The sequence below is a fragment of the Arthrobacter pascens genome, assembly GCF_030816475.1.
GTDB lineage: Bacteria > Actinomycetota > Actinomycetes > Actinomycetales > Micrococcaceae > Arthrobacter > Arthrobacter pascens_B.
Map to the genome: position 1 here is coordinate 4,153,119 of NZ_JAUSXF010000001.1, position 17,123 is coordinate 4,170,241.

The 17,123-nt window shown below is 62.6% G+C and carries 16 protein-coding genes; 7 read left to right on the top strand and 9 right to left on the bottom strand.

What is annotated here, in order from left to right:
* Position 1 precedes the first annotated feature (1 nt).
* The 8 genes from QFZ40_RS19105 to QFZ40_RS19140 all read right to left on the bottom strand — a co-directional run bounded on the left by QFZ40_RS19105 (position 2) and on the right by QFZ40_RS19140 (position 8,527).
* Positions 2 to 1,204, bottom strand: coding sequence for a Gfo/Idh/MocA family protein (locus tag QFZ40_RS19105; protein WP_306906331.1), 1,203 nt, complete (start codon positions 1,202 to 1,204; stop codon positions 2 to 4).
* Positions 1,205 to 1,215: 11 nt separating this feature from the next.
* On the bottom strand, positions 1,216 to 2,334 hold the full coding sequence (locus tag QFZ40_RS19110; RefSeq protein WP_306906332.1) for a Gfo/Idh/MocA family protein: 1,119 nt from the start codon (positions 2,332 to 2,334) through the stop codon (positions 1,216 to 1,218).
* Positions 2,331 to 3,083: a sugar phosphate isomerase/epimerase family protein gene (locus tag QFZ40_RS19115; RefSeq protein ID WP_306906333.1), complete on the bottom strand. Its 753-nt coding sequence runs from the start codon at positions 3,081 to 3,083 to the stop codon at positions 2,331 to 2,333. The genes QFZ40_RS19110 and QFZ40_RS19115 overlap by 4 nt, the downstream gene beginning before the upstream one ends.
* Before the next feature lie 280 nt (positions 3,084 to 3,363).
* Positions 3,364 to 4,260, bottom strand: coding sequence for a carbohydrate ABC transporter permease (locus QFZ40_RS19120; protein WP_306906334.1), 897 nt, complete (start codon positions 4,258 to 4,260; stop codon positions 3,364 to 3,366).
* Between the two features lie 12 nt (positions 4,261 to 4,272).
* Positions 4,273 to 5,232 carry a carbohydrate ABC transporter permease gene (locus QFZ40_RS19125; RefSeq protein WP_373427451.1) on the bottom strand — a complete coding sequence of 320 codons (960 nt, stop codon included), beginning with the start codon at positions 5,230 to 5,232 and terminating at the stop codon, positions 4,273 to 4,275.
* A 2-nt stretch (positions 5,233 to 5,234) separates the two neighbouring features.
* Positions 5,235 to 6,524 carry a sugar ABC transporter substrate-binding protein gene (locus QFZ40_RS19130; RefSeq protein WP_306906335.1) on the bottom strand — a complete coding sequence of 430 codons (1,290 nt, stop codon included), beginning with the start codon at positions 6,522 to 6,524 and terminating at the stop codon, positions 5,235 to 5,237.
* Between the two features lie 165 nt (positions 6,525 to 6,689).
* Entirely contained in the window at positions 6,690 to 7,772 is a 1,083-nt protein-coding gene (locus QFZ40_RS19135; protein WP_306906337.1) for a LacI family DNA-binding transcriptional regulator, read from the bottom strand.
* Between the two features lie 233 nt (positions 7,773 to 8,005).
* Positions 8,006 to 8,527 carry an AAA family ATPase gene (locus tag QFZ40_RS19140; protein ID WP_306906339.1) on the bottom strand — a complete coding sequence of 174 codons (522 nt, stop codon included), beginning with the start codon at positions 8,525 to 8,527 and terminating at the stop codon, positions 8,006 to 8,008.
* 178 nt (positions 8,528 to 8,705) lie between these two features.
* Here QFZ40_RS19140 and QFZ40_RS19145 point away from each other — a divergent pair, with 178 nt between their 5' ends.
* The 4 genes from QFZ40_RS19145 to QFZ40_RS19160 all read left to right on the top strand — a co-directional run bounded on the left by QFZ40_RS19145 (position 8,706) and on the right by QFZ40_RS19160 (position 12,997).
* Positions 8,706 to 8,828, top strand: a complete 123-nt coding sequence (locus tag QFZ40_RS19145; protein WP_306906341.1) for a hypothetical protein — start codon at positions 8,706 to 8,708, stop codon at positions 8,826 to 8,828.
* Positions 8,829 to 9,413: 585 nt separating this feature from the next.
* Positions 9,414 to 10,826 carry an MFS transporter gene (locus tag QFZ40_RS19150; RefSeq protein WP_306906342.1) on the top strand — a complete coding sequence of 471 codons (1,413 nt, stop codon included), beginning with the start codon at positions 9,414 to 9,416 and terminating at the stop codon, positions 10,824 to 10,826.
* A 617-nt stretch (positions 10,827 to 11,443) separates the two neighbouring features.
* Positions 11,444 to 11,908: a hypothetical protein gene (locus QFZ40_RS19155; protein WP_306906344.1), complete on the top strand. Its 465-nt coding sequence runs from the start codon at positions 11,444 to 11,446 to the stop codon at positions 11,906 to 11,908.
* Between the two features lie 237 nt (positions 11,909 to 12,145).
* Positions 12,146 to 12,997 carry a PhzF family phenazine biosynthesis protein gene (locus tag QFZ40_RS19160; RefSeq protein ID WP_306906346.1) on the top strand — a complete coding sequence of 284 codons (852 nt, stop codon included), beginning with the start codon at positions 12,146 to 12,148 and terminating at the stop codon, positions 12,995 to 12,997.
* 150 nt (positions 12,998 to 13,147) lie between these two features.
* Here the strand turns inward: QFZ40_RS19160 and QFZ40_RS19165 are convergent, their stop codons facing one another.
* A complete protein-coding gene (locus QFZ40_RS19165) occupies positions 13,148 to 15,379 on the bottom strand; it encodes an ATP-binding protein (protein ID WP_306906347.1) in 2,232 nt (743 codons plus the stop codon).
* A gap of 143 nt (positions 15,380 to 15,522) precedes the next feature.
* Here QFZ40_RS19165 and QFZ40_RS19170 point away from each other — a divergent pair, with 143 nt between their 5' ends.
* The 3 genes from QFZ40_RS19170 (at position 15,523) to QFZ40_RS19180 (ending at position 17,094) form a co-directional block, all read left to right on the top strand.
* The gene (locus QFZ40_RS19170; protein ID WP_306906348.1) at positions 15,523 to 15,771 is read left to right on the top strand and encodes a hypothetical protein; all 249 of its coding nucleotides are present in this window, start codon (positions 15,523 to 15,525) and stop codon (positions 15,769 to 15,771) included.
* A gap of 162 nt (positions 15,772 to 15,933) precedes the next feature.
* The gene (locus tag QFZ40_RS19175) at positions 15,934 to 16,485 is read left to right on the top strand and encodes an NUDIX hydrolase (protein WP_306906350.1); all 552 of its coding nucleotides are present in this window, start codon (positions 15,934 to 15,936) and stop codon (positions 16,483 to 16,485) included.
* Positions 16,486 to 16,941: 456 nt separating this feature from the next.
* The gene (locus tag QFZ40_RS19180; protein ID WP_306906352.1) at positions 16,942 to 17,094 is read left to right on the top strand and encodes a hypothetical protein; all 153 of its coding nucleotides are present in this window, start codon (positions 16,942 to 16,944) and stop codon (positions 17,092 to 17,094) included.
* The last annotated feature ends 29 nt before the right edge of the window (positions 17,095 to 17,123 follow it).

Below are 17,123 nucleotides of genomic sequence, written 5' to 3' on the forward strand. Positions count from 1 at the left end.
GTCAGGCTCCTTGCATCTGTGACGCTGAACCGGCCACTACGGATTGATGAACGGGGATCACGGTGCTTTTGTTGTTGGCTGACTCTTCGACGGCGGCAAGGACCCGTTGCACCTGGAGTCCTTCTTCGAACGATGGAGACGGCTCCTCGCCTGAGTTGATTGCCAGCAGGAAGTCCCGGATCTGGTGGGTGAACGTGTGTTCCCAGCCGATGATGTGTCCCTGGGGCCACCAGGCCTCCAGATAGGGGTGCTCGGGTTCGTTGACCAGGATCCGGCGGAATCCCTGCTCCCGGACAGGGGCGGTGGCGTCAAGGAAGTTCAGCTCATTCAGGTTTTCCAGATTGAATGTCAGTGCTCCGCCGGTGCCGTAGACCTCGATCTGGAGGCTGTTCTTCTGGCCGGTAGCTACCCGTGACGCTTCGACAGAGGCTCCCATGTCTCCGGTGAGCCAGAAGGTCGCCCACGCCGCATCATCCACCGTGACGTCCTCCAACCCGGACGGACCCGGGCGCTGTGTCACGAAGGTCCGCAGGACGCCCGAGGCTTCAAGAACTGTTTGCCCCGTGAGGTAGCCGATCTGGTCAATGGCGTGGGAGGCGATGTCGCCCAGTGCACCGGAGCCTGCCGCGTCTTTTCGAAGGCGCCAGGTCATGGGCGATTCGGCGTCGGAGAGCCAATCCTGCAGGTAGGCGGCGCGAACGTGCCGGATGGTGCCCAAGCGGCCTTCCGCGATCAGTTCCCGTGCCAAAGCCAGCGCCGGGACGCGGCGGTAGTTGAATCCGACCATGGACTGAACCCCTTTTCCACGCGCGGCCCGGGCTGCTTCAACCATTGCTTCGGCTTCGGCCAGGGTATTGGCCAGGGGTTTCTCCACGAGGACATGCTTGCCCGCCTCCAGCGCAGCAATGGCTATCTCGGCGTGCATCCACCCTGGCGCGGAGATGTCGACGACGTCGATGTCCTCACGGCTGATGACTTCCCGCCAGTCGGTGGTCCATTCGCTCCAGCCGTAGGTCGACGCTGCAGCGGCGACCTGGGCGGCGTCCCGGCCCACCAGGACCTTTTGCTCGAAGGCCGGGACGGTGAAGAAGCTGCCCACGTTCCGCCACGCATTCGAATGGACCTTGCCCATGAAGGCGTACCCAATCATGGCCACGCCGAGGGGACGGGTCTGTTCCAGCTGGGGGTTTGGTTCTGCTGACATGGCGAGGTCTCCTAGAGTGTCCGGGCTGACGGTTCCCAGTCCTCCGGGAGTGCAGCGGAGGCCGGGGCGGAGCTTTCAACATCTATGAAAGCGCGCGATTCGATGGATTCGGAGATCGAGACCATGGTGTCCAGGACGTGGTACGCCAGGTCGCCGGTAGCGCGGTGCGGAACGCCTGCTCGAAGCGACCGGGCCATGTCCAGCACGCCCAAACCGCGGCCGTCTGCAGGGCCGGTGGCCGGAACAGTGGTCCAGTCCCCGTCGCCAGCCCGCCAGATACGGACATCACCGTCGAATTCGTTCGGATCAGGAAGGGAAATGGTGGCGTCCGTCCCTGTGATCTCCACGAATCCCATGCGTTCCCGCGGGGATTCGAAGCTGAAGACACTGTGGGAGGATGCCCCGCCGTCGAACTGTGCCATCGCGGAGACGTGCGTGGGGACGTCGACGGTGAATTCCTCGCCTGCCTTCGGGCCCGACCCGATCACGCGCACGTCCTTCGCTTTGGACCCAAGAGCCGCGACCCTGCGGACTGACCCGAAGGTCTGGACGAGGGCCGTCAGGTAGTAGGGGCCCATGTCGAACAGCGGGCCGGCGCCGTACTGGAACAGGAAGCCAGGATTGGGGTGCCAGGATTCCGGGCCGGGTGTCTGGAACGTCGTCATGGCTGTGAGCGGCGTGCCGATATCACCGCGCTCAATGATCCGCCGCGCCGTCTGCAGCCCGGCGCCCAGGAACGTATCCGGGGCGCAACCAAGCCGCACACCTGCCGCGTCAGCAGCCTTCAGAAGACCAAGCCCCGACTCCCGGTCCAGCGAAAACGGCTTCTCGGTCCAGACGTGCTTCCCCGCCCGGACCGCTGCGGTTGCCACTTCCACGTGCGCGGCCGGGATGGTCAGGTTCACAATGATTTCGACGTCGGGATGGTTAAGCGCCGCGTCAACCCCGCCGAACTCCGGAATGCCGTACTCCTTCGCCCGTGCTTGCGCGGCTTCTTCGAACAGGTCCGCGATTATGTGGACCTTCAGATCAGGGAATACGGTCAAATTGTCCAGGTACTGCTTGCTGATGTTGCCGGCGCCGATAACGGCGACGCCGACCGGCCCGCTGCCGCTTGCGACGCCGCTCATGCCAGCTCTCCTGCGTTCACTGCTGCATTCTCGAGGTAGCGCAGGCTTTCCGCGATGCCGTCGAAGATGTCCCCTGAGTAGTCGTCGAACTCAACGACACCCACCTCAAGGGACCCGGCGGCCTTAATGACATCCAGGACGGCGATGCGGCCCTGGCCTGCGGGTTGCTGGGCTTTGATGTCGGCAGTTATCGGGCCGTCCTTGATATGGATGAACTTCACCCGGTCACCGAGGCGCCGGAGGAGGGCTTCGGGATCCTGGCCTCCGACTGCTGCCCAGTAAACGTCCACCTCCAGGACAACCTCCGCGTCCAGCAGCCCGGCGAAGTACTCGAGGGCGGTCTGGCCCTCGATCATCGACTCCAGTTCCCACTGGTGATTGTGGTAGCCCACGCGGATGCCGTACGCGGTGCCCTTCTTCGCCGCGGCGTTGAGCTTTTCGGCCGTGGCGTAGATGTCCTCGGCTTTTTGCCAGTGTTCTGCCGGCAGGAAGGGGTCAATCACCGTAGCGATGCCCAATTCCTTGGCGGCCTCAAAGATTTCGTCCTGATCCTGACTCATCAGCGGGGCGTGGCCGGAAGGTGCTGACAGACCGTTCTCGGCAAGGGCCGCGCCAAGCTGCTTGGCTGTGGCCACGAAGTCGTAGGGCTCAACCTGGGTGAAGCCGATTTCTGCGACTTTGCGGATGGTGCCGGGAAGGTCGTCCTGCATGGCGTTGCGGAGGGTGAACAGTTGAATTGAATATGACATTCGTTTCCTTGTAGGTGGGCTGTGATGGGAAAGACTGTGGAGTATCACCGAATTTCCCTTGGGGCGGGCCCTTGGATGAAGAGGCGGTTTCCCGTTGGAGCAACGGCGAAAGGGAGTTGGCTCAAAGGCCGCCACGCAGCGGTCTCACAATTTCTCACTAGAACGCGTCAGCCCCGGGTCTTGGGGTTGGATGGACGATCCTGCTGGATTATTCATCCAACCCCAAGACCGCCGAACTGGGTGCGCTGGGTAGCCGCGGTGTGGGCAGGAACCCAAGGGTTTACTTGATGCCGGTCGCGGCTACTCCCTGGATGAAGAAGCGTTGCAGGGCGATAAACAGGGCCACGATGGGGGCGATGACCAGCACCGAGCCGGCCAGCAGCAGGCCGTAGTCAGTCGCGTTCTGACCGGTGGAGAACAGCGACAACGCGACGGGCAGCGTGTATTTGTCTTCGCTCTGGGCGGCCACGAGTGGCCACAGGAAGTTGTTCCAGGAGCCGAGGAAAGTGAGGATCCCCAGTGTTGCCAGCGGCGGCCCGCAAAGGGGCATAACGATCCTAGCGAAGGTCCGCAGTTCGCCGGCTCCGTCGATCCTGGCCGCCTCGATAAGGGAATCCGGTATCCCCATCATGAACTGCCTCATCAGGAAAACGCCCAGTGGCGAGACCAGGAACGGCAGGATCAGCGCCGGGTAGGTGTTGACCAGGCCCAGCTTGCTGACCATCACGAAGAGCGGAACGAATGTCACGACGCCGGGAACCATGAGGGTTACCATCACCAGCAGGAACAGGACCTTCTTGCCGGCGAAGTCCATCTTGGCCAGGGCGTAGCCCACCATTGAACAGAACAGGAGGTTCCCCAGGACCGTGACGACAGCAACAATGAGGCTGTTCATGAAGAAGCGGTCGATGTGCAGATCGGTGAACCAGCGCACGTAGTTGTCCAGGGTGGGGTCCTGCGGCCACCAGGTGACGGGCCTGCGCAGGAGCTCTCCCTGGGTTTTGAAGGATCCGAGCAGCATCCAGACGAAGGGCAGTATGGTCGCGGCTCCGGCAAGAACCAGGCCGCCGTAAACCCAAGCCTGTTTTCCGATGGTGGAGCGCTGCTTGCGGAGTGTGACGGCCCGCCGGGGTGCCGGGCGAGCCGGCGCCGCGGGAGCGGTTTTTGTATCGGTCATCGTGTACTCGCTTCAGTCTTTGGAGCGGAGGGTACGGAACTGGATCAGGCTCAGCAGGGCGATGGCTATGAACAGCACGTAGCTGGCGGCCGAGGCCAGGCCATACTTACCGAACCCGAACTGGTTGAAGGTGAAGTAACTCACCGAAAGCGTGGAGTCCAGGGGGCCGCCCTTGGTCATCACGAACGGCTCCTCGAAGAACTGCAGGAACCCGACCGATAGCAGGACCGCGCCCAGAAGCAGGGTGGGGCGCAGAATCGGGAGGGTGACCGTGAAGAACCGTTGCCAGGCATTGGCGCCGTCCACCTCGGCCGCTTCCAGGACCTCGGTGGGGACGTTCTGCAGCCCGGCCAGGAAGATGATCATCAGGGTGCCCATATTGCGCCAGACAGCCATCAGAATCATCGCCGGCATCGCCCATTCGGTGCTGTTCAGCCAGTCCGGCCCCGCGATGCCCACCCAGCCGAGGATGAGGTTCAGAAGCCCGTCCGGTTGCAGGATGAACCGCCATACAACGGCGATGGCGACGATGCTGGTCACCACCGGCGTGTAGAAGCCGACCCTGAAGGCGCTCCGGAATCGGGTGATCCCGTTGTTCAGCGCCACCGCCAGGGCCAGTCCCGCTGCCATGGTCAACGGGATCCCGACGATCACGAAGTAGCCGGTGTTGAGCATGGAGTGAAGGAACTGCTGGTTGCCGAAGAGCGCGGCGAACTGGTCCAGGCCGACGAAGCCCACGGCGAACGGGTTCCGGACATCCTTGCTGGTGAAGTCCGTGAAGGACATCACAAAGGAAGACAGTAAAGGCATCAGCATGAAGAGCCCGAAAATGAGGGCGAACGGCAGGGCGAACATCCATGCGACCAGGGTTTTACGGCGGCGTCTGGAGGCAGGACTGCGGTATTCCGGCGTCCGGGGCAGGCCAGCGGACGGAGTCCTGCCATTCTGCCCCGTTGCCGTTGTGGTGGCCATGATTACTTCCCGGTACCGATGGAATCGGCGGTGGCCTGCAGCTCTTTCATCGCCACCGCGGGGTCCTCGCCGGACTTGACGATCTTTTCCAGCTGCGTGTCTGCGGCGGCCGCAACCTGGGTCCAGGTGGAGATGGTGGGCGGGAAGTTGGTGTCCTTCAGCTGCTCCCCGAAGACGGCGAGCTTCTTGTCATCGGCCAGGCTGGGGTCTTTCCATGCACTCTGCAGAGCGGGGAGACTCCCCGACAGCTTGTACCACTTGATCTGGATTTCCGGCTTGGACAGCCACTGTGCGAGCTTCCAGGCTCCGTCCCGGTTCTTGGCGTCCTTGAAGACCACCAGATCGGAACCGCCGATGAAGGAGGTTCCGCTGACCTTCTTGGGGAACGGCGCCACCATGTACTTGTCCTCGAAACCGGGACCGCCTGCCTTGTTGATCTGGGCGAGGCCGGACGGCCCCAGGATCATCACCGGCGATTCGCCGTTGGCAAAGGCCGCTTCGCCGGCGCCTGCCCCTGTTGCGGGGTTCTTGTTGGCCAGCCCCTCCGTGAAGAAGCTCTGGTAGTACTTCAGTGCGTCCACGATCTCAGGGGTGTCAAAGGTCCACTTCGAGTTGTCCTTGCTGATGAACTGTGCGCCGTTTGACCACAGGAACGGAAGCATCCCTTGGAAGGAATCGGCACCGGACACCGGCAGCTGGAGTGGGTATTTCACGCCGTCCTGTGACTTCAGGGCCTTTGCCATGGAGGTCAGGCCGTCCCATGTAGTCGGGAACTCCGGGTATCCCGCCTTCGCGGCCAGGTCCTTACGGTAGTAGAGGACCCGGGTGTCCACGTACCACGGCACACCTAGTGTGGCGCCGCTGACCTCGGTTGATTTGACGGAGCTGGGGAAGAACCCGGAGGTAGCAATCTCGGCCGGCTTTGGATCGAAGGCATCGCTGAAATCGGTCATCCAGGTGGTGCCCATCTGGGCGAGGTCCGGTGTGGTACCTCCGGCGATGGCCGTCTGGTACTTGTTGTGCGCGGCATCCCAGGGGATGGCCGTGACATTGACCTTCACCTCAGGGTTCTCGGCCTCGAAATCCTTCATAAGCTCGGGAAGCAGCGTCGCTTCGCCCCCCTGTGCCCACACATTGATCGTGCCGGTAGCGGCACCGCCCGCGATCGCCTTGCCGGTCTCCGTAGTGTTAGTGGGTGCATTGTCCCGGCCGCAGCCGGTCAGCAGCAGCCCGGCAGCAAGCCCGAGTGCGGCAACCTGCCTCAAACGCACACCCATATTTAGTTGGATCATCTTCGTTCCCTTCGGTCAGACGCCTCAAGCAGCGCCAAGTAGCAGAACTCCAATTAATGCGCTTAGATTCCTGGGAAGCAGAATGTCAATGCGCTTAGATCGGATTGAGTCCAATCTAAGCGCATTACTGTGACTTTGACAACACTTTTCCGCCAGAAATGCAGATTAGGTTTTCGCGCAGCCGCAGCTTTCACGCACCACAAGGTGCACAGGCAACTGTCTTTCGACCAGAGGGGCAAGGGGTTGCGATATGGCGTCCACGAGGATTTCCACGGCGGTGCGACCCATCAGTTCCATCGGCTGGCGGACCGTGGTCAGCGTTGGGCTGACCAGGCGGCCGGCGACTACGCCGTCAAAACCAGTTACTGCCACCTGATCAGGGACCGAGACGCCGGCGGCCTTGAGTGTCTCCATCACCACCAGCGCTTCTTCATCATTGGCACAAACGAAACAGTCCGGAAGCGCACCGGAACCTAGGAGCTTCGTGACCAGCTCGGCGGTTACGCCGCTGGCGCCGGGCCTGCTCTCCACCACGGGCGGAACCTCTAAACCGTGGTCCCGCAGCACAGCGTTGAAAGCCTCGTATCTTGCTTCGGTCTCGACATTGGGGATGCTGACAAAGACGAATTTCCGGAACTGATGAACGTCTATCAGGTGTTCCATGAGCTGGCGCATGCCCGAGGCGTTGTCCACCGTAACGTGGTGAAGCCCGTCGCCGTGCGAGGGTTCAGAGAGTTCAAGAACAGGAATGCGGGCAGAGATCCGTCGCGTGACCTCATCGGGAATGGTCCGCGGAAAAATGATCAGGCCGTCGACGCGGCCGGCAATGTCAGTCACGGCCCTCTCACTGCTGGCCCTGTTGCCACCGCCGATCATCAGGGCATAGCCACGGCTGAAACTCTCCAGCTCCACACCCCGCTGAACCTCGTCGACCCATACCGGGAACAACCGGCAATCATCATTGGGTGCCACGACCGCGGCGGCACGGTCTTTCTTCATCCCTTCGGCATCGGGCAGAAAATTCAGGAAGTCGAACGAGAAGAGCCCAAGGGCGCCTGTACGGCCCCTCGCCAGGCCCCGGGCACTCGCGCTGGGGACATACCCAAGCGCGCGGGCAGCATCAAGGACCGCATTCCGGGTCGAATCTTTGACCCGGTGAGGCTGACTGAACGCAAAGGAAACCGTTGCAATCGAAACCCCCGCCCGCTCCGCAACGTCATAAACCGTCGGACCTTTGACCACTGCCATCACTCCCCTCCCTGAAAGCTTATGCGCTTAACAATAGGCGGATAAATGACCAGAGGTTTCTCGTCCACTGCAAAGAGGCATGTCAGCGCCCCAAACCCGCTCGTACACCGAAGCCGACCAGGTCTTCAGACCGGCCGAGCCCCTCTACGAGCACCGTCCGGTCCAGGTCCGTCCGTTACTCGGTCATGGTGGCGCCGGTTCCCTGATTCCAGGTCATGGTTAGAGGCTGGGGTCTAAGCGCTCAAGAAAGCTGGCAGCTGCTCCACGAGCGTGGCTGCGTCGACCGCCTCCGATGTATCCACGCCAATCGTCTGCCCTATCCCGAGTGGGCTGGCATTCGCCGACCATTCCTCCCAGTCGCTGCAGAGGGGAACTGTCGGATGAATCTCATGTCTTTGACGATCCAAGTACCGTCTCCATGCGACGTCGGAAGGAATTTCGCACCAAAGTTCAACGACATCAGGACTACCCGAATGGGCCAACCCTTCAAGGACAAAACCACGATCACGCGGCCCGTACCACCAGGACTCGACGATGACCGTACCCTCAATCGCGGAGACCAGTTGCCACATCGTTTCAGAGGAAATCCCGCCCAGCCTTCTGCTGCTGATTTGCCCACGGCTGATATCCGCCAGGGCTTCCTTGATGTCGTCCTTGGAGACAACAGGTATGTTCAGCTCGTCGCCCAGGAGCCTGCTCAGGGTGGTCTTACCGGAACCTGGGAGACCATTTATCAAGATCACGGATGCAGCCATAGTTCATTGTGCCCTCCCACTCGATGTCCCAGGCACCCGGCAGGGTCAGATCCGGTCATGGAGCAAAAGTATGACCATGTCAATCCTTGGCCCCGGGTTGGACGGACGTATCTGTCCCCACCCGAATCATTCAAGCTGGGCGTTACCAAGGGGAGCTTAGGCGGCGAGGCCGGGGGCCGTGGCCGCAGTGGACGTTCACGGGCGCGCGGAAGCCGATTTCGTAGTGCTGATGGTGGTGCTTGTACCAGTCCAGGAGTCCGCTGATGAAGCACCGCCCGCAGTTGCGGATGTTGACCCCTAGAAGTTATTCGGGAATTCAGGCGCTGGCAGTAGCAATTCCGGAGCCTGATCCTGGCCGCAGGGGCAAAAATTCAAGCGGCGCGAAAGTCAAGATTCAATCAGGCTATGGAAAAAGTCCTTGACAACAATGGTGAGGTGCTTCATTCTGTTGCTTATAGCGAAACCTATTGCTCCATACGGAACAAGTCGAAGCGGTGCCCCAGCAGTTTCGCGACCGCCCCTTGAAGCGTGAAGATGTGCTCCATGCACTACCGCCGCTCTTTGAACTTGCTCCCGGGGGAACTGCACCACCTGCCACGAAGCATCGAACCTGCCAGCCCAGGTTTGATGCGTCGACGGCAAATCTGAGGCACCCGCAACACTCAGTAAAGGGAACCTTTCATGACAAGCAATCGTGAAGTCAGTGCCGATAAACGTAGCGAGAGACCAAAGCCGATCGGTCGCCGCCGACTCAAAGTGTCAGATGTTAATGTCGTCAACCAGCCGATGCTCAAGAAGGCACTCTAGTGCCGTCAGCGGTTTGCGCTGAAACGGCGCTCTGGTGCCGTCAGCGGTTTGCGCTGAAGACAGAAGGGAACAAATCTCAATGACCTATCTGACCAGGACGACGGACTCCGTCGGCACCTCCATATCAAAAGAGAGCAGCTCCAAGTTCAAACGCCGCTTCATGGTGCGGCTTGTCGCTGTCTTCATCGGCGGGATGTTCCTCGACGGGTACATCCTCGGAATCATCGGCCCCGTCGCCGGATCCATGCGCTCAGATCTCCAGCTCGATGCACTATCTCTGGGCATGATCGCTGCAGGCCCGCTGGCTGGTATCTTCGTCGGCTCCCCACTGGCCGGCTGGGCTACTGACAAGTTCGGACGCAAGCCCATGTTCCTCGTGGACATGGGCCTGTTCCTGGCCGTCTCAGCGGCCCAGTTCTTCGTAACCTCCGGAGAGGGGGCCGTGATCCAGCTGGCCATCATCCGGTTCCTAATGGGCGTCGCGATCGGCGGCGAGTACTCAATCGGTGGACCATTGCTATCAGAGTTCTCCCCTCCAAAGCTCCGCGGGCGATTGCTCGGGCTGACCCTGATCGCTTGGTACGCCGGTTTCATGATGGCATTCATCGTCGGCACGCTCCTGCACGACGCCGGTACCCCATGGCGCCTCGTACTCGGCACCTGCGCGATACTCGCATTCGCCCTGTTCATTGCCCGCTTGGGCCTCCCTGAATCGCCGAGCTGGCTCATTACGAAGGGACGGCACGAGGAAGCACTCGCGATCGCACACCGATATATCGAATCGCCCCAGATGCACGACAGCATCACCGGAGAGATGGATCTGAGGATGATCCAGGAGGCCCAAGCCGCGAAGAGTGGGACCAAAATCAAGAACGCCTCCTTCGGAATGCTGTTCTCGAGGCAGTACTGGCGCGCCACCGTCTTCACTGCAGGTTTTTGGTTCTGCGCGGTCACTCCGTACTTCGCGATCGCGACCTTCGCCGACGAGGTGCTCAACAAATTCGGCTTCGGCGGCGGCTGGGCCGGTGGAGTCGGCCTGTCCGCACTTGCGGTGGCGGGCGTTGTCACCAGCGTACTTCTGATTGACAAGCTCGGCCGCCGAATCCTCACCGTGCCCGGGCAGTGGCTTTGCGCGGGCATCCTGCTGGTCATCGGAGTCTGGGGGAACGCGCCAGCGATCCTCGTGCTCGTCCTGTTTCTCGCCTTCTCCTACTTCAATGCCGGCTACACAACGATGACCCAGGTCTACCCGGCCGAGGTATTCCCCGGCCACCTGCGCGGCGTCGGCACGGGCTTCGCCGCGGCCTTCAGCCGCATTGGAGCCGCACTCGGCACCTTCGCCCTGCCATGGGCGATCGCCAACATCGGCCTGGGCGCAACCATGGTCGTGGCCGCCGCCGTCGCATTACTCGGCGCAGTCCTCTCGCAATGGCTCGCGCCTGAGACGAAGGGGCGCACCCTCGCCGAGATCTCAGCGGACTTCTCCCACTGACACCGGGGACTGCACGGTGCAAAAAATCGGGCGGAAATTCTGATAGCCGTCGATCTGTGATTCCCGGGACGGATTTGCCGGAGTTGTTCCCATGTCGGTACATCTTTCCGCATGCTGCCGTGGCGGCGCTCGGGTCACCCGGCGCCGCCCGGCGGCTTAACGCTGATGCGCTAGCCCGCCCCACCCGGGATGCGATCGTCCTCCCAGCTGTAGCCTCGCCGGGAAGGCAGCGTTCGAGCACGAGCGCATCGTGCTCTGGTACGCCGAGGTGATGGACCTGCCTATGCGTGAGATCCCGCCGTTGCTTGGCATCGAACCCTAGGCGGTCTCCCCTCTGCTGTCCCGGGCCCGTTCCGGCCTCCGGACAACCTACGATCTGCAAACTCAATCTGCCCAGAGACTCAGGAACGCCGATATCGGCAAGGAAGCAAGCAACGGCGATTCAATCCCGGCCATTTGAGGGCGGCTCCCGCAGGCATTGCGCCGGTCTCCAATCCGCCTGCATCGAAGTGGTCCCCAACCGTAGCGTTCCCAAACTTGCCTTGAGCCTCACAAAGCTCTACCAAACCTATTTACAGTCAGTCACGACCATAAGGACCGAGAAAAAGGTGAAAGACATGAAGAAATCAAGCGACGCCAAGGAATCCTCGCTTGGCTCGGTCCGACAAGACGCACGGGACGAGGGCACCGAAGTCGACGTCGATACCCCGTTCGTGCCCAGGCAGGACGTCGTCGCGTTACTTTTGGCCGAGAACGTCAATGACCACATGAGCCTGGGCTTCTTCTCGCACCAGATCGGCACTTGGGGCGGCGTTCCAGCCGCCATCTTGCGTGAACGATGTATCGCATACCTGGACCACATGCTCCACGAAGGCTACCTGCATGTTGGGAACCTCTCAGGAAACACCTTGGTGCCGTGGCAGAAGAGCACGATACAAACCCTGGAGACCATCCAGGTCCTCTGGCCCGCCGAGGGCGGGCGCGAAACCATTCGGGACAGCGCTTGGCTGGCCAACACTCAGTTGGGGGATGAAATTGCAAAGAAATACGTGACAGACGGGAAATACCCGGAAGGCGCCTAGCAGTACGAGAATTCCTGAGTGCCGTGCCCGTCAATGAGCCGGGCCTGTATCCCCCTCCTCGGTTTGCGTTTTGGAGGTAGCCGATTCAACAGCCTGCCGGACGGTCCTTCGACGGACGCCGAGCCCGGGCCGCCAAGGCATCTCCACGCTCCTCACGGTTGATAAGAGCCTTCTCTGGCATGCTCGTAGATCGGGAGACAGGGCATGCCTTGCGAGCGCCGGTGATATCCTGCGGCGGTGACTTTAGAAGCCTCGCGTCTGCGCCCGTTCCATCAAGTCGACGTGTTCTCGGACCAGCCTTATCTAGGCAATCCACTCGCGGTCGTCGTCGATGCCGAGGGCCTCAGTAGCGAGACTATGCAGCAGTTCGCAAACTGGACCAATCTTTCGGAAACCACGTTCCTCCTGCCTCCTACGGATTCGCAGGCCGACTATCGCGTTCGCATCTTCACTGGCAGCGAGGAGTTCCCGTTCGCCGGGCATCCGACGCTGGGTTCTGCGCACACCTGGCTCCAGGCCGGCGGGGTGCCCAAGACTGACGGCGTCCTGATACAGGAGTGCGGCGCGGGTTTGGTTCGAGTGAAGCACGACGGCGGACGATTGGCTTTCGCGGCCCCGCCGCTAACCCGCTTCGGTCCAGTGGACTCCGCCGTCCGTTCGCAGCTGGCAGCCGGACTGCGGCTTCCGGAGAACGCACTGTTGGACGCAGCGTGGCTGGTCAACGGACCTGAGTGGATTGGAGTCCTGGTTGCATCCGCCGCGCAGGTGCTTGCGATCGAACCCGATCTGGCGGCGCTGGCTGACCTCAAGGTGGGTGTGATCGGCCCCCAGGAGCCGGGCGCCGGAACGGACTTCGAAGTCCGGACCTTCATTCCAGGTGAGGCCATGGTGGAAGACCCGGTTACCGGCAGTTTCAACGCCGGCGCGGCGCAATGGCTGATCAGAAGCGGCCGCGCACCCGAGGAATATGTGGCTGCCCAGGGAACGGTACTCGGCAGGGCAGGACGTATCCATGTGAAGGCTCAGGACGGGGACATTTGGATTGGCGGGGAATCGGCCACCTGCATCCAAGGCACTGTCATGCTCTAGGCTCTCATCTTCAACTTCGAACCTGCGTCCCCGCACGGAGGCGGCGAGCCTGGGATGGATTCAGTGAAAGCCCTTGGGCTGGCGGTCACAGCAGGGGCCCAGTCAAGGGGCAGGAGGAAAATCGTTGTCCCGCTGCTGGCAATACTATGCTCAGGCCCGTGGCTCACGGTGCTCGTGCTCGGCCGCCCAGACAGCCAAGGACGAGCGACTGTGCAGCCCCAACTTCGTCAGGGCGTGCGCGACATGGTTCTCGACGGTGCGCACCGAGAGCGAGAGTTGCCTCGCGATCGATGCGTTGCCGAGGCCCCGGCGTATAAGCTCGACGATTTCGAGTTCGCGGGGCGTCAGCATGCCCGGCTGCAGCCCACCCTCGACGGCACGAAGTTCCTCCGCGGCCTCCGCGAAGGAGAGTTTCTCCCCGGCCTCCCACGCGGCCGCAAAGCTCTGCGATCCGAGTAGCAGCTCCGCGATCGACCGCACTTGGGCGAAGTCTGCCAGGGCGATCTCGTGGAACCTCCCGCCGGCACCCTCCCGACGCGTGGTTGCGGCGGCCGCGCGCACCGCCGTCGTCGGATCCCGCGCCACAGTCAGGGCCGCCAGGCGGGCGAGCGCGACGCCGCGGTAGGAAATGTCGCCCACTTGAGCGAAGGCGTTCACGCCTTCGAGGAGCCTTGCCCGGCCCACGGCAGCACGGCCCAAATTCGACTCCGCTAGGCCCAAGTACGTGAGGATCTGTCCCTGGGCCCAGAGGTCTCCGGCGGCGACGGCTAGGTCCAGGGCCTCATGGAGGATGCCGATCGCGTCGTCGTCGCGATGGGCCCACACTGCCGCCATCCCCAGCATGCCGACGGCCCTGCTACATCCGGCCGTATCGCCGAGTTTCGTATACACATCCAGTGCCGCCCGACACGACTCCACCGAACCCTCGGTGTCCTTGGCAAGACAGCGGGCGATGGCCTGATAGAAAAAGGCGGCCGCTGCCCCTGCCGAATCCCGATCGAGGATGGCGAGCGCCTCCCCAGCGAGCCGGTTCCCGGCCTCGGTCTCCTGCCGTGACGTGTGGCAGACAGAAGCCGTGACCAGCCCTTCGGCCCGCGCGTCATCGGGGGTTGGATGACGTTCAAGAAGACCAGCGGCCCGGGAAAGCCCCTCGTCCTGGGCACTGCGGAACCACAGCTCGCGCGTAGCGCCCATGATCCTGAGGCCCTCAGCGGGCGCTGCAACGACCGCGAAGTCGAGGGCCGCCCGGACGTCGGGCAGGCGATCGACCGCTTGCCCGTTGCGTGAGCGCTCCATCACGCTCAATGGCCGTTCGGCGCCGAACTCTGCCGCGATCCACGCCAGGTGGCGTCTCTGCACTTCCTCGAGCCGTCCGGCGTCGAGCCCCTCGCGGGCGAACTCGCGCAGGCTCTCGAGAAGGCGGAAGACCGTGTGGCCTGCACTGTCGACGGATGGCTGGAGCAGGGATCGGGTGACGAGGTCTTCGAGGTTCTCGAGAGACGCACCCGCGACGGCGGCCGCCGCCCGTGCATCGAACGGGCTCGCGAAGACGGCGCATGCCTCGAATGCGGCGCGCTCATGCTTCCCCAGCGAGTCCACGCTCGCAGCGATGCATGCCCTCAGAGTGCGATGGCGGGCGGGCGCTGTGGCAGATCCGGATCCAACGTCAAGCAGGCGGCTCTCAAGCATTGGCAGCATTTCAGCCGGCGTCATGACGGACATGCGGGCAGCTGCCAACTCAACGGCCAGCGGAAGCCGGTCCAGCCGCACGCACAGCTCCCGGGCCATGGAGCGGGACTCAGTGGAGACTGAGAGCGACGGCCGCACCGCTAACGCACGCTCCCAGAAGAGAGTCTCGGCGTCGTCGTCGAGCATTGGCCCGACCGGAATAGTATGCTCGCCCGCAACGTGGAGGGGCTGCCGGGACGTGACCAGGAGGGTACAGTCCACGGCCCCTTCGAGGAGCTCCGCCACGAGGGCAGCCGTCTCTTCAAGGACATGCTCTGCGTTGTCCAGGACGACGAGCACCTGTTCTCCGCCGTCGAGCCACCACAGGATCGCGTCGAGGGCACCCTCCCTCCTGACGCCGCGAAGGCCCATGGCCTCTGCAACCGCGAGCGCCACCGGGGCGCCTTCGGGGATACGGGTGAGGTCGACGAACACCGGATGGCCAAGTCGGTCCCCGGCGGCGTGCACCGCGGCGAGAGCTACACGGGTCTTCCCGACGCCCCCTGGCCCGGCGAGCGTCACGAGGCGGCTCGACAGGAGAGCGTCGGTGACCGAAGCGAGTTCGATGGTGCGGCCGACGAAGCTGCTAGCAGACGCCGGAAGACGCCCGGGGACACGCGCCATCGGTGTCGTGGAAAGCGTTGCCCTGGCCATGTCATCAGTATCTGCGGGGCGGAAGAAGGGTGTCCAGTCCCCAAATGAGTAGGCACTTGAGTAGTTGCCCCGATGTCTTGGCCACTCCTCGAATCCTATCTTTGGGGTATCAGAAAAAGGCATACAACCGATAGGAGCCCGCCATGTACGCCACAGCACCAACCCCGACCCGGACCCCCGCACCGCCGACGGTGCATGAACGGGCCGTCATCACGTGGGGCGCGATCTTCCCGCTCGTCACGCTCAGCCAGTGGGCGCTCTCACCATTGATCGGGCCATGGCCACCCGTGCTTCGGGCCCTAGCGATCACGCTCGTCGTGGTCCCCATCGCCGTGTACGTCGTCGTTCCCCGCCTGAGTGCGGCGTATCTGAGGCTTGCTCGCCGGCGGTGAACCGCGGCGCTAAGTGACGGCATTTCGCCGCGGTTAATGTCAGCCTAGGCCCGTGTCCCTTGCCCCGCTGGCGACCGGCTAACGGGCGCGGGTCGACAGCCGTCACCCGCCCCTTCGCCGTGCCGGTAAATTGTTCGTTGCCGGGTGCGGCAAGATGGCAGGATGCCTCTTGCCAATCTGCTCACCAGCCTCATGGCACTTCCTGAATCAGGACCGCGAGACGCATATCTGCGGTTTCTGAACTTAGCTGGGGACTCCGCGTTGCGTCGAAGTGGCGGCCCTGAGCATGTCACCGGGTCCTGCTTCGTGTTTTCGCCTACATTCGATCGCGTTCTCCTGTGTTTCCATCGCAAGGGGCAGTTCTGGGTGCAGTTCGGCGGTCACATTGAGTCGAAGGATGCATCGGTGGCGGAAGCCGCACAGAGGGAGGCCCGTGAGGAGTCCGGAATCGGCGACCTTGTCCTGCTTTCTCCGGCGATCGTGGATCTTGACCGGCACGACCTGCACGCGGGATTCTCATGTACCGCCCATTGGGATGTGGGGTTCGCTGCGGCCATCACCCCAGACGCCGAAATCTCCGTGAGTGATGAAAGTGAGGACGTCCGATGGTTCCCGATCAACGACTTGCCAACTCAAATGCCAGCAGGATTCAGCGCGCGCTTGGAACGCGCCCGTCGCACGGTGATGTTACTGACTGGGGCACATGTCGGCTAATGAAGAGCCGTGCTCCCGCGGGGCGTGAACTGTCCCCAGACGCCCACTGGAAAACGGCCCCATCGTCTCAATAAGCGACCATCTTGCGCACCGGTAAGGGGGGCCCACGACCCGCGAGATCCAATGCCCGACGCGCAACTCCACGTGCAGCGTTACGGTCCCCGATAGCCTCCGCCAAAGCAATCACGGCCATGTTCCGCCTGAAATGATTGACAGGGAACGGATCCTGACGACGCCGACCAGACGCGGGAGCAGTTTGATGGCGAGCTTGCGGGGCGGCTTGGACTCGGGCCTACATGGGATCTCGCGTACGCCGCACAGGCATTCACGCTAAACGACGCATCGGCGAACCCACTTGAGGCGGCGCGGGCACTGGCATCCTTCATTGACGGCTACCGTGCCGATGACGAGCTCCGGGCAGCGCTCCCCGCCACTATGTGGCAACGGACAACTGCCATGTACGAACTCCTCAAGAATTCCCATGCCACGGGAGCCGAACCGTGGGGGACGATGTTCACCACCGGCCACGGGGACCACTGGACCAGTGTGACCCAGTTCGTGAGGGACAACGAGTCCCTTTGGGCCGAAGCAGTCAGGGCTCCCCAGTAGACCTTCCCTCTTCGGAACGCGTTGAACAT